The following is an 11,663-nucleotide window of genomic DNA, read 5'->3' as shown; positions in this document are numbered from 1 at the left end:
TATGGAAATACCCACAGACGCCGAACATCGTCGGGTACTCCTCAATGACCTGGTGAGTGGCGCTGCCACTCACCTGCACCTGTCAAAAGGCATCCACCTGTCTGCGCTGAAAGCCGGGGAACAGCTCGGCCTGGCCCTGCAAATTGCACCGCGTGTCTTACAGGCCGGCCAGTTCCAGCGTGTGCTGGAACGCCGCTTCGAACAGGCCTTGGCGTTCGATGGCTGCTTTGTCTTTTCGAATGCCGGGGGAGCCCTGATTCTCTGGCACCCGGTGGTATCTACCGATATTCCCCTGGATCAAATCCTCAGCCGCCTGCTCTCGCTCGCAGAACTTGAAGCCCTGGATCGACACTGCAATCGTTGAACACACGATGGCTCAACGCTGGTCCAGTTCGGGCAACTCCAGGGTCTCTCGCTTGGCCTCATCGTCCAGTTCACGCAAAGTACGGTAGATCAAAGCAACGGCCTGCAGCGTCTCACGGGGAATGTTGCCCCCCAACTTCTGCTTGTAGAGCGTGCGCGCCAACCAGACACACTGAATCACGGGTATGCCCGCCGACTTGCATCGGTCGATCAGTTTGCGGGCCTGGGCGTCCGTACCTTTTTCCACAAGCTGCGGCAGCGGCGTCTTGCCAGGGCGATAGTACAAAGCCACCGCAAAATGCGTCGGGTTGACCACCAGCATGTCGGACTCTTCCAGCTTGGGCAGCTTGACCTTGGGCTCCTCATTCGCCAACTCGTAGGCCAACTGACGGCGCTGGCCCTTGACGTGAGGGTCGCCCTCCATATCCTTGTACTCCTTGACCACTTCCACCTGGGTCATCCGCATGCGCTTGGCAAAAAAGTACTTCTGCAACGCCAGGTCAACGATTGCCAGCACCAGCAGCAAGCCCAGGCACATGTGCAGCAAGTGTCGAAACAGCGTCATCAGCGCCAAGACATAACTTTGCAGGTCGCCACTGGCCAGGCTCACCAACGCGCTCAACGACGGGCCAATGACCACGTACAAAATCAGCGTCAGCAGCACGGCCTTGGCCAACCCCATCAACAGGTTCATCACCGACTGGCCGGAAAACATCTGCTTGGCCTGGTTAAGGGGGTTGAGCCGATTGAAATCTGGTTTCAAGGTTTCCGGGGCGAAGAGGAAACCGAACTGCATCCAGCTGCTGATCAATTTGACCGCGATCGCCACCCCCACCATCAGCAGGGCAAAAGAGAAAAACACCAGCAAGCCTTCGAACAAGACCTCTTCCAGTGCGCGCACGAAAGGTTGCCCCATGCGCGCCATGGGCAACACCAGCAGTTGCTGAAAACGCTGCATACTGGTTTCGGCGGTGAACAGTGCAATTTCACTCAAGGCCGTCAGTACCAGCAGCTTGGCCACGTCCTGGCTTTGAGCAACCTGGCCTTTCTTACGCTGGTCACGCAGCTTCTTGGGAGTCGCGGCGTGTTTTTTCTCCCCAGAGTCACTCACGGCTGCGCCCCCTGGAACATCAAGCCCAGAGAATGCTTAAGGTCGCCCAACAGACTCATCCTGCCCATGATCAAGTCTTGCAGAAGAGGCAAATACAAGAGCAGGAACGCCAGCCCAGCCAGGCATTTGACGGGCATCGCCAGCGATGACACTTGCAATTGCGGGCTGTATAAACTGAGCAACGCTACCCCGAATTCCAGCAGCAACAGCACCGTGATAAAGGGCGCGGCGTACAGCATCATATGCATGAAGGTATCGCCCAGCAGCCCCAGGAACTCGCCAAAGCCATTGACCGCCGGCACCGGCCACCATGCGGTGGGAGGCCAGATCAGGTAACTGTCCCAAATGACCTGGGTCAGGACGCCAAGCCCAAGGGTTACCATCAGCAGGAAGATCGCCAGTTGCTTGAACATGTGACCGATGGGCGTTGCGTCCGGCCCCAGCGAAGGATTGATCTGGCCACCGGTCAAGGCCCCGCGCTGGTTGTCCAGTAACGCGCCGACCGACTCGAACAACCAGAACGGCATCGAAAGCAACACACCGAGCAACAAGCCCAGTACCGCTTCCTTCAGCACCAGAGCGCCGATCATCAACAGCGAATAATCCGCACCCGCCAACGCAGCATGAATCCCAGGGGCCGGCATCAACGCCACAACCATCACAATGACATGTCGCGGCATGCCACGAATGTGCTGAAAGCAAAACGCCGGTACGAGAATCGCGCAGGGATAGATACGCGCCATGGCGATCACCAGGCTGGGCAAGTAATCAAGATAAAGCAGCACAGGTGTTACCTCAGTTCAGCGCCGAGCGGGCAACCATGTCGAAGGTCAGGTTGATCAGTTGGATCAACTCCAGGCCAATCCAACGTCCCGTCAACACCAGGGTGATGCCGACCGCTACCAGCTTGATGCCGAAAGGCAGCGTCTGATCCTGTATCTGCATCAGGGCCTGTATCAGGGACGTCAGCACACCGACAATCACCGCGACGATCAGCGGCGGCGCCGACAGCACCACCACCAGCAGCATGCCCTGCTTGAACAGCATGATCGGGTCCATAAGCGCCTCAGAGGTAGGACAGGAACAGGCTGTCGAGTAACCGCGACCAACCTGAAACCAGCACGAACAGCAGCAGCTTGAGCGGCAGCGAAATGGTCATCGGCGAAACCATTTGCATGCCCAACGCCAGCAGCAGGTTGGAGACGATCAGGTCGATGACGATAAACGGGATATAGATCAGAAACCCGATCTCGAACCCCGCCTGCAATTGCGACAGTACGTAGGCCGGCACCAGCAGGATCAGGTCGTCACGACGTGCGGCCTGGGCCATTTCCGCGGGCCACATGCGCGCGGTGTTTTCGACCAAATGCGTCAGGATGTCCGCGTCAGTGTTGCGCATCATAAAAGCCCTCAAGGGCTGTATCGCGTTGACACTGGTCTGCTCAAACGCGTGCACGCTGCTCAAGTCCACCGGCGTTACCTTGACGGCCTCGGCGATTTCATAACCCACCGGCGCCATGATGAACATCGTCGCCGCCAGCGCGATGCCGTTGATGGCCATGCTGGGCGGCACTTGCTGCACGCCAATCGCGTTGCGCGTGATCATCAGCACAATCACGATCTTCAGGAACGCGGTGCACACGATCAACAACATCGGCATCAATGACAGGGCACCCAGGAACAGCGCGAGCAGAAGCGGGTCGATCCCCTGGAAGTTCATCGGGAAAAAATCACGCGGGACAATTGCAGGCCCAAGCGACCATCCACATCCACCAGTTGCCCATGCCCTATAGGCCGGTCGCCGTAATACAGCCCCGCCATGCCCGGCGCGTACCCCGAGACGCCGAGCACGGCACCAGGCGCGAGTTGGTGCAACTCACCCAAGGTCAGCTGCAACGTGCCACAGCGCACGCTCAAACCCATCGCCAGTTCGTCAAATGGCTCACGCCCGAATATATCCACAGGCGCTTGATCGGTGGCTGGCGACGGATCGGCCCACTCGTAGCCCTGGTTCTGGTCTGCTGAAACCTCATCCACACACATTTCCTCGATAGAAAAAAAAGTAAAGCGCAAGACCCCGGTGTCATGGTCCAGCCGCCCTTGCAAGCCCTGGCGGCCCACGCGCAAACGCCCGTCACCGTTGGCGTTGAACATCGGGTTTTTCAACATGAGTACGTCACCGGGGCGTACGCTGCTCACCTGGCTGATAGGCAGTTGCGAATGCCCCAGCAGCACCGACACCGAGAGCGTCAGCGAATGAGGTAACGACGGGGCAAGCGATTGCCAGGGGCCCGCATCGCACAGAGCAAGGAAGGTATCGGGCGCGAGTGAGAGGCGGTCCACCACTCGGGATTCGCCCAACCTCACCGTCAGGCGACAACTGAAATCGTGTGGCTGCTCGCTTTCCTGCAAGCGCAGATACCCCAGTAACGACTGCACTTGAGGGCTGAGTTGATGTTGAAACAACGCCCAGAACCACGCATCAGGGTCATTGCCGTGCTCAGCCAATGTCACCGGGCAGTCACCGAGCAAGCTGAGGACCGGGCCAGGATTACCGAACGCCAGCGCCCCACAGGCGGTATCGAAAACAAAAGAGCCGTTCGCGCGGGGCATATGGCCCGGCTCCAGCAACAGCTCGCCATGCTGGCCCGCCACCTGATACGACAGCCGCAACCCCCGTCCCAGCCGTCGCAAGGCGGCAACGATGGCGCCGTCGACCACAGGCAGCGTCAAAGGCGAAATCATCATAGGCAGCCTGACAGGGTCACCGACACCTGCACTGGCCGCCTCAACTCAGCGCTCAAGCGGTCCTCGCATCGCTGGCGCATATCCCCCAACCACGACCGCGTGCGCTCTTCCTCCGGGTCCAGTTCAATCTGCAGCGCCCCCATCTCTCGCCGTACGTTGACGTCGATGCGGCCCAGCCGCGGCAAATAGAACACTGCCTGCAAAGGCCACTGAGACGCCGCATTGAGGCGCGGTACCAATTGCTCGGCGAACGCCTCGACCATCGCCGTATCGGCAGATGCCTGCGTGGCGTGCAACGAACTACCGAACCCCTCCCCGCCGCCTTCGCCGGCGCACAGGTTCGCAAAGAGCCGGCCCTGCTCCCACAGGAATACGAGACCTGGCGTCGCCTCACGCTCGTCACGCAATGGGCGGGGGCGTTCAGGCTTGCCTGCCGGGACCTGTGTCATAGCACCTCCCGTGTCAACAAAGCAGAAAGCTCCTGGAGTTTTTCGACCTGGCGCAAGCACTGGTTGACCTGCTTTTGTGCGCGTTCCACTTCAATCACATGCGTCTCCTTCTGCCCATGCAGCCCCTGCAAACGATCCTCCTCACGGCGGGTGTCGGCGGACAGGGTGTGTTCTTTGGCCGTCCAGGATTTGAGCATGCACACCGACACCACCTGCCCCTGGTGCTCGCTCAGTAATTGCGCGCTTTGCCTGGCCTCCTGCTGCCGTGTCTGCTCCAGCGCGTCCTCGGCCTGCTCGATGTGCGCCTGCAGGGCGCGCTGGTGCCGCTTCGCTTCACGCAACGCGCGCTCGGCGCGATCGGCGCGATGCCTGCGTAGGCGGCGCAGGGTCTCCAGTTCAGAAAGGGACATACGCCGTCAGCTCCGAAAGTTGTTGGAGGGTGGACGCCAGTGGCGAAGGCTCGCGCAAATCCTGGCGCAGGAAACCATCGACTGCCTGCCGACTGTCTACCGCCATGTCCGTGAGGGCGTCGTTGCCAGCCTGGTATTCCCCCAGCTTGAGCATCAGTTCAATCTGCTGGTACGCCGACAGCAGGCGCCGCAGCGCGGTACCGGCTTGTATGTGCGAAGGCTCGGCCACATTGCTCAGAATCCGCGACAGGCTGGCCAGCACATCCACCGCAGGGTAGTGCCCGCGTTCGGCAAGCTTGCGCGACAGTACGATGTGCCCGTCGAGCAGCGAGCGCACTTCATCGGCCACCGGGTCGCTCATGGAGTCCTGTTCGATCAGCACGGTGTAGATCGCCGTGATCACGCCTTCGCGAGTCAGGCCAGCGCGCTCCACCAAACGCGGCAACAAGCTGTAGACCGACGGCGGCAAACCACCGCGCCCCAACGGTTCACCCGCAGCCAGACCGATTTCACGCTGAGCCCGGGCAAAACGGGTCAGGGAGTCGATCAGCAGCAATACCCGCTGGCCTTTGCGGCGAAACCCTTCGGCCAGCGCCGTGGCGGTAAAGGCGGCACGCGCCCGCTCCATACTTGAGCGATCGGACGTTGCGCATACCAGTACCGCCTTGGCCCGCAATTGGTCGTCGAGTTCATGGTCAAGAAACTCGCGCAGCTCCCTGCCCCGTTCACCAATCAGGCCGAACACAATCACATCGCACTCGACATTCCGGGCAATCTCGGCGAGCAAGGTGGTCTTGCCGCAACCAGCACCGGCGAACAGCCCCACGCGCTGGCCTTCTCCCAATGTCAGCAAGCCGTCGATCGAGCGCACGCCCGTCGCCAGCGCCTGATGAATACGCGGGCGCTCAGTGGGCAGCGGCGCTTCGCACAGCACCGTGGTCGCGTCCTTGGTGTCGGCATCATCGACAAACGCCCCCGGCCCCTCGCCCGCTATCGGCCGACCGAAACCATCGAGTACCTGCCCCAGTAGTTCATGGCCGACCCGCACACGATGCGGCACGCCCAGGCGCTGCACGCTGGCGCCCACTTGCACGCCTTCGAGGTTGCCCAGGGCACTGAGTACCGCATCCTGGTGATCAAAGCCGATGATTTCGGCGAGCATGCTGTCATCACCGTATTTATCCACTTTGCACAGGTCGCCGATGCGCGCCTGAGGCAGCCGGCATTGCAACAGCATGCCGTTGACGCGCTGGATACGTCCGCGCACCGCCACCGGCGCAAAGCTGGCCAGATGACTGACCTGGCGTGCCTGCCACGCGTCAAGGCGGTCCTGCAGGTCCTGGCTCACCAGCGCACCTCATAGCGGCGCAGGCCATCGAACACCACCTTGGCATTATCAATGGAGACCAGGCGCAACCCGTCCACTTCATCCCCAAGGAACAACCTGCGTCCGCCCTCCAGTACGACATGACCGTTCGGGCCACCGACAATCTGGGTAATCTTGAACGGCGGCTGGCTATTGCCTTCTCTCACCCGGCTGATGACCGGCACGGGGGTGTCGAAACGCTCGGCAAAACGGCCGAGCATGCGCGACAGCAGCGCCATTTCTTCCGATGACACGTCACCGTTGAGTGAGATCTGCCCATTGATCACCTGCATGCTGACCCGTTGCGCCAACTCGCGCTCGCTCAGCATCTTGAGCAACTGCTGGCGCACTTCAGCGACGGTGGCCAGATCAATTTTCTGCACGGGCGCAGGCATCAGTGAAGCCTGGACATCCTGATCGCCGGCGTTCATCACGCCCACCGCAGCAACCAGCACCGCGAATACCACCAGCCCACTGATCACGCGTTTTTGTGCAGGCCCGCGCAGGGTGCTCAGGCGCAGCTCCGGCGGCGCCTCAGCGGGCACCTCAAACATCTCGACACTGGGTTCAGGCGCAGGCTCCGCAGGCCACGGCTGATCGGTGAGCGACACACACAACCGAATGGCGCCGATGGAAAACGGCCGGTCCAGGGCCAGGTCAACAATTTGCGCCAACACCTGCCCCTGGTCGTCGTGCAGCAACCCTTCTTCTGCCTGCACGCACCAGCGCTGCTCCACCTGGCGCAGCCAGGCATGGCGCGTGGCAATACCCGGGTCGTAAAGCGCCAGATCGGCCTCCGCATTGGAGCCGATGCACCACTGCTCGCCAAATAACGGCAACGCGGCTCCTTGGTGCAAGCCGTTCAGTACGCGCAACTCAAACATGGTCAGGCCCTCGAAACCGCTGAAAATGGCCAGTCATCACCGCGCACACTCATGCCACTGCCTCATGCCACCGCCTCATGCAGTTGACCATCGCCGGCGAGATCGAAACGCCCCAGCACCTTGACCTTCGAGGCACTCCCCAACTCGGCGAAAGACAGCACCGGCACATGATTGAACTCCTCCAACAACAGGGTCCGCAGAGGGCTGCGCAGGTCCTGCGCGACCAGCAGCACGCGCTTGCGCTTGAAGCGCATGGGGAAGGCTTGCTTGAGCAGGCTGATCAGCACCGCGCTGCTGTCATTGTCGAGGGCAAAAAACACCCCGGTCTGGGTCTGACGCAGCGCCTCACGCAGGATGTTCTCGGTCTGGGGCGACAGCAGCCAGGCATGCAGGCCGTCGGCTTCGCTGTACTGATGGAATATCTGCGACTTGAGGGCAATGCGCGCATAGTCGGCCAGGGCATCCGGCTCGCGCTCATGCTGGCCGTACTCGACCAGCGACTCGACAATCAAACGCACAGCCCGCAGCGGTACGCCTTCACTGGCAAGACGCTGCAACACCGCCGAAAAGCGCGACAACGGCATGATGCGTTGCAACTCCTGCACCAGTTCCGGCTGGCTTATTTCCAGCCAACTAAGGACCGACTTGCTCTCCTGTACCCCAAGAAACTGGGGCCCGCTGAGCATCATCGCGCGCTCCATGCGTTCCAGGATCAAGTTCTGCGCGGTGACCCGCTCCAGATGTTCATCGGTGAGCAGCGGATGATCCATTGCCAGCCACACCCACTCCTCTTCTTCCCGTGCTACCTGCCCGCGTACACCGTCATGGGGCACCTCGCTGAGCGCGGCATATTCCACCGCCAGCCACGGCCCCAGAGTGGCCCTGAGCACAGGCACCTCATGTACGCAAAAGCGCAGCTCATCCTCAGCCAGCACCGTAGAAAACTCGATTTCAAAGGGGGGTAGGGTCAAGCCCAGGTTGGCGACAAGCCCATTACGGGTCTGGCGAATGCTTTGCATCAACTCCACCGCCAGGCGGCTACCGTTGAGCGCAGCGGGGAACTGCAGCAGGTAGGGCCGCGACGGGTCAAACGAACGCAGGTCCTCCTCACCGTTTTGCTCCGGGGCGATGGCGTCGCCATCCGAGCCCTCTTGCTGCTCCTGTTTTTTACGCTCGTACGCCAGATAGTAGCCAATCGACCCAGTCATCAAAGAGATGATGATGAACGTCACCGTCGGCATCCCCGGCAATGCGGCAAATGCCAACATGCCCACCGACGCGATCATCCAGCTCTTGGGTTCGCTGGTCATCTGCCGGGCGATTTCGGCGCCCATGTTGGTCACGCCCCGGCGTCCGTCCGGGGCGACACGGGTGATGATCATGCCGGCAGTCAAGGAGATCAGCAGCGCGGGGATCTGCGCGATCAGGCCGTCGCCGATGGTCAGCACCGAATACAGCGCCATGGAATCGGCGGCGCTCATGCCGTGCTGGAACATCCCGGTGGAAAAGCCGCCCAGCAGGTTGATCACCACGATCACCAGGCCGGCAATCGCATCGCCTTTGACGAACTTCATTGCCCCGTCCATGGCGCCGAACAACTGGCTTTCACGGGACAGCTGCTCACGTTTGTCACGGGCCTGCGCGCCATCGATCAGGCCAGCGCGCAGGTCACTGTCGATGGACATTTGCTTACCGGGCATCGCGTCCAGGCTGAAGCGCGCGGCCACCTCGGCCACCCGTTCCGAGCCCTTGGTGATCACCAGGAAGTTGACGATGGTGAGGATCATGAAGATCACCAGCCCCACCGCCAGGTTGCCGCCAACCACGAAATTGCCGAAGGCCTCCACGATGTCGCCCGCGTCCTGCTCCAGCAGGATCAGGCGTGTGGTGGCGATCGACAGCGCCAGGCGAAACATGGTGGTCAGGAGCAGAATCGACGGAAACGAGGAAAACGCCAACGGCCCGGGCAGGTACAACGCCAGTACGATCAACAGGCAGGAAATACAGATGTTCAGCGCGATCAGGATATCCACCAGCCAGGTGGGCAACGGCACGATAAAAATGAACACGATGGCCATCACCACCACGGCGCCCAACACTTCGGCACGTTGTGCGACCTTCAGCAGCACCCGGTTGATAGACGCCAGCGCCGTCACGCCTTGGCCCTCGCGTCATCGCCAAGTCGCGGCGGCAGTTGTTCCAGACGGGTAAGCTCATCCATCACCAGCAAAAAGTTATGCAGGCCTTCCTGGCGCCCACGGCTATCGCGCCACAGGACTAATGGCAACCCCTTGAGCATCGGGTAGAGCGCGTTCAGCGAGGCCAACTTGCCGCTCGACGCCTCCCCCACCAATGCCTCCCCCAGGCGCTGGACTTCAGAGGCGGCGATACCATTTGCGGCATACCCCAACAGACGCTGCAGCAGCACCACGGCGTCATGTTCGACCTTCAGGCGCAGGATCAACGACTGGCAGTTGCACAACACCCCGCTCAATTGACCACAGCTCTGCAGCCCCTGCAGCAGCGTGCGCAACTGCGCCGTCGGAACCGACGAAGTGCAGGCCGCGATATCGTCCGCCAGAGCGCGACGCATCACCTTGAGCCCGGTCGCGAACTGCTCGCCGCCGTACACGCCCAGCAGGGACTGCATCATGCTCGCCAGGGATTGGCGCACCACCACGCTGGCGTAGTACAACGCGCGCACTGCCTGACGTTCCTGGGGGTCATCACTGGCCGCCTGCAAGGCCATGGCGATGTTCAGGCCGGCCTGGATCTCTCGCTTGTAGCGCATCTCCAGCCTGGCCAGGGCATCACGTGCCAATGCCGCTTCGGTCTTGCGCACCTCGGCTTCCGCCTGTGCCGTTATCTGCTGGAGTACCACGTAGGTACGCGCCGGATCGTTGCCGGTGAGTTCCAGCAGCTTGCCGACACTGGGTTGCTGCAGCAATTGCAGCCTGACACGTCGAGAAACCGAGGCCAGGGTAGCCTGGGCCGGATGCCCCAACTGGTCATACAGCTGGGACAGTTGCTCCATCGGGGTGACTCGAACGCCCATTGAACGCTGACTCAGGGCCTTGCTGTTAGACACCACTTCCTGACTGAAGAGGTTGGCGAGAGCGTCGACATCTGATGACACGGCAGGCGTTTGGGGGCGGGTGGCGTTAGCAGGGGCGGATTGATCCAGGCCTTGGAGCTTCTGCACATCAGGGAGGGATTCGACTTTCATGGGCGTGCCAGGACAGGAAGTGTGTGCTTGTGTGGCAAACAATCCCGTTACGGTTCCATTGAAACCCCTCTTGACCGGCTTTTTGAAAAGACCGGCACGGACTCAAGCGCCTTTTTGCAAAGCCTTGCGCAAAGCAGGCTGATTTCAGAATATTTATTTATAAAAATCAATTAGTTATGTGTTTTTTCCGCTTGGCACAGGCAGTGCTAAAGGGCTTTCCGTCGAAACCATTTCGATAGCGTCTACCCTGAGGAAAAAATCATGGATATCCCTATTGGTGCTTTAGCTCACTTTGTCAGCGGCTCGCCTCAATTCATGCTCCACCTGACGGACGACCATCAGAAAAAACTCCGACGTTTTATCCACAAGCGTGTGCTCAACCCCGAAGACGCAGACGACATTCTGCAACTCACCTACCTGGAAGCCTGGCGCAACAGGGACCGCTTCAGCGGCCAGGCCACCCTCAGCACCTGGATGTGCGGAATCGCCCAGAACTTGATTCGCAACCACTTTCGGCGCCTGTACGCCAAACCGGTGCATTGCGAATTCGATGAAGCGCTGTGGCATGGCCAAGAGGAAAACCACAACCTGGATTGGGAGTTCGAGATCAACCGCCGGCTGGAAAAAACCCTGATCGCCATCAAGCACCTGCCGGCGGAGATGCGCAAAACGTTGTACGCCTCACTGGAGACCGACGGCAGCTACCAGGACACTGCCGACGCCCTGGACATCCCCATTGGCACGGTGCGCTCACGCTTGTCACGGGCGCGTGAACAACTCAAGCGCGTCACCCACAACCCACTGCACCCGTAAGCCAGCCTAGCTGGAAACCGTTGGGCGGCAGGGATATCTGCCCAACCGATTCAGACCTTTTCCGCGCGTGGCAAAAAAATCGCCAGCAGCCCAAAGCCCCCCCCGCGATCCCCCCCCACATCGTCTGGTACCGATTCCTGTGCGTACACCACCATCGCCAAGAACGCGCTCTGGAAATCACCGAAAGCCCAATGGAGGAGCAGGCTTGCTGTTCAATGGGTGGAGGTACAGGCTGGGACGGCGCTATGGCGAGCAAGCCCGCGCGCCCCTTAGATCTGCAACGCTATAAAGCC

13 protein-coding genes are annotated in these 11,663 nt (G+C 60.7%); 2 read left to right on the top strand and 11 right to left on the bottom strand.

The features are described 5' to 3' along the window. Position 1: 1 nt before the first annotated feature. Positions 2-364 carry a hypothetical protein gene (locus AB7933_RS05375; protein ID WP_024073282.1) on the top strand — a complete coding sequence of 121 codons (363 nt, stop codon included), beginning with the start codon at positions 2-4 and terminating at the stop codon, positions 362-364. A 12-nt stretch (positions 365-376) separates the two neighbouring features. Here the strand turns inward: AB7933_RS05375 and sctU are convergent, their stop codons facing one another. The 11 genes from sctU to sctW all read right to left on the bottom strand — a co-directional run bounded on the left by sctU (position 377) and on the right by sctW (position 10,557). Next, positions 377-1,474, bottom strand: a complete 1,098-nt coding sequence (gene sctU / locus AB7933_RS05370) for a type III secretion system export apparatus subunit SctU (RefSeq protein WP_024073281.1) — start codon at positions 1,472-1,474, stop codon at positions 377-379. Then, a complete protein-coding gene (gene sctT / locus AB7933_RS05365; RefSeq protein WP_024073280.1) occupies positions 1,471-2,259 on the bottom strand; it encodes a type III secretion system export apparatus subunit SctT in 789 nt (262 codons plus the stop codon). The genes sctU and sctT overlap by 4 nt, the downstream gene beginning before the upstream one ends. A gap of 10 nt (positions 2,260-2,269) precedes the next feature. Then, on the bottom strand, positions 2,270-2,533 hold the full coding sequence (gene sctS / locus AB7933_RS05360; protein WP_024073279.1) for a type III secretion system export apparatus subunit SctS: 264 nt from the start codon (positions 2,531-2,533) through the stop codon (positions 2,270-2,272). A 7-nt stretch (positions 2,534-2,540) separates the two neighbouring features. Then, complete coding sequence (gene sctR / locus AB7933_RS05355; RefSeq protein ID WP_024073278.1) at positions 2,541-3,194, bottom strand: type III secretion system export apparatus subunit SctR; 654 nt, start codon at positions 3,192-3,194, stop codon at positions 2,541-2,543. Next, entirely contained in the window at positions 3,191-4,222 is a 1,032-nt protein-coding gene (locus AB7933_RS05350; protein ID WP_041160833.1) for a FliM/FliN family flagellar motor switch protein, read from the bottom strand. Before AB7933_RS05350 ends, sctR begins: the two co-directional genes overlap by 4 nt. Next, a complete protein-coding gene (locus AB7933_RS05345) occupies positions 4,219-4,671 on the bottom strand; it encodes a type III secretion system HrpP C-terminal domain-containing protein (RefSeq protein WP_024073276.1) in 453 nt (150 codons plus the stop codon). Before AB7933_RS05345 ends, AB7933_RS05350 begins: the two co-directional genes overlap by 4 nt. After that, the gene (gene sctO / locus AB7933_RS05340; protein WP_024073275.1) at positions 4,668-5,081 is read right to left on the bottom strand and encodes a type III secretion system stalk subunit SctO; all 414 of its coding nucleotides are present in this window, start codon (positions 5,079-5,081) and stop codon (positions 4,668-4,670) included. The genes AB7933_RS05345 and sctO overlap by 4 nt, the downstream gene beginning before the upstream one ends. Further along, positions 5,068-6,429: a FliI/YscN family ATPase gene (locus AB7933_RS05335; protein WP_024073274.1), complete on the bottom strand. Its 1,362-nt coding sequence runs from the start codon at positions 6,427-6,429 to the stop codon at positions 5,068-5,070. The genes sctO and AB7933_RS05335 overlap by 14 nt, the downstream gene beginning before the upstream one ends. Beyond that, complete coding sequence (locus AB7933_RS05330) at positions 6,426-7,331, bottom strand: FHA domain-containing protein (protein WP_024073273.1); 906 nt, start codon at positions 7,329-7,331, stop codon at positions 6,426-6,428. Before AB7933_RS05330 ends, AB7933_RS05335 begins: the two co-directional genes overlap by 4 nt. Before the next feature lie 62 nt (positions 7,332-7,393). Beyond that, positions 7,394-9,487 (bottom strand): type III secretion system export apparatus subunit SctV, encoded by a 2,094-nt coding sequence (sctV, locus tag AB7933_RS05325; RefSeq protein WP_024073272.1) that lies wholly within the window; start codon positions 9,485-9,487, stop codon positions 7,394-7,396. Next, the gene (sctW, locus tag AB7933_RS05320; protein WP_024073271.1) at positions 9,484-10,557 is read right to left on the bottom strand and encodes a type III secretion system gatekeeper subunit SctW; all 1,074 of its coding nucleotides are present in this window, start codon (positions 10,555-10,557) and stop codon (positions 9,484-9,486) included. Before sctW ends, sctV begins: the two co-directional genes overlap by 4 nt. Positions 10,558-10,818: 261 nt before the next feature. Between sctW and AB7933_RS05315 the strand changes: the two genes are divergently transcribed. Then, on the top strand, positions 10,819-11,370 hold the full coding sequence (locus tag AB7933_RS05315; protein WP_024073270.1) for an RNA polymerase sigma factor: 552 nt from the start codon (positions 10,819-10,821) through the stop codon (positions 11,368-11,370). Positions 11,371-11,663: the final 293 nt, after the last annotated feature.

Origin of the sequence: Pseudomonas gorinensis, assembly GCF_042015035.1 — a bacterium.
Taxonomy (GTDB): Bacteria; Pseudomonadota; Gammaproteobacteria; order Pseudomonadales; family Pseudomonadaceae; genus Aquipseudomonas; species Aquipseudomonas gorinensis.
Note: the sequence above shows the minus strand (reverse complement) of the source record. Positions and strands in the feature narration are given on the sequence as shown.

What these genes read in the sequence shown, in the direction of transcription:
- AB7933_RS05375 (WP_024073282.1), top strand. Translation starts at nt 2, where the DNA reads ATGGAAATACCCACAGACGCCGAACATCGTCGGGTACTCCTCAATGAC.
- sctS (WP_024073279.1), bottom strand. Translation starts at nt 2,533, where the DNA reads ATGGACCCGATCATGCTGTTCAAGCAGGGCATGCTGCTGGTGGTGGTG.
- sctR (WP_024073278.1), bottom strand. Translation starts at nt 3,194, where the DNA reads ATGAACTTCCAGGGGATCGACCCGCTTCTGCTCGCGCTGTTCCTGGGT.
- AB7933_RS05350 (WP_041160833.1), bottom strand. Translation starts at nt 4,222, where the DNA reads ATGATGATTTCGCCTTTGACGCTGCCTGTGGTCGACGGCGCCATCGTT.
- AB7933_RS05345 (WP_024073276.1), bottom strand. Translation starts at nt 4,671, where the DNA reads ATGACACAGGTCCCGGCAGGCAAGCCTGAACGCCCCCGCCCATTGCGT.
- sctO (WP_024073275.1), bottom strand. Translation starts at nt 5,081, where the DNA reads ATGTCCCTTTCTGAACTGGAGACCCTGCGCCGCCTACGCAGGCATCGC.
- AB7933_RS05330 (WP_024073273.1), bottom strand. Translation starts at nt 7,331, where the DNA reads ATGTTTGAGTTGCGCGTACTGAACGGCTTGCACCAAGGAGCCGCGTTG.
- sctW (WP_024073271.1), bottom strand. Translation starts at nt 10,557, where the DNA reads ATGAAAGTCGAATCCCTCCCTGATGTGCAGAAGCTCCAAGGCCTGGAT.
- AB7933_RS05315 (WP_024073270.1), top strand. Translation starts at nt 10,819, where the DNA reads ATGGATATCCCTATTGGTGCTTTAGCTCACTTTGTCAGCGGCTCGCCT.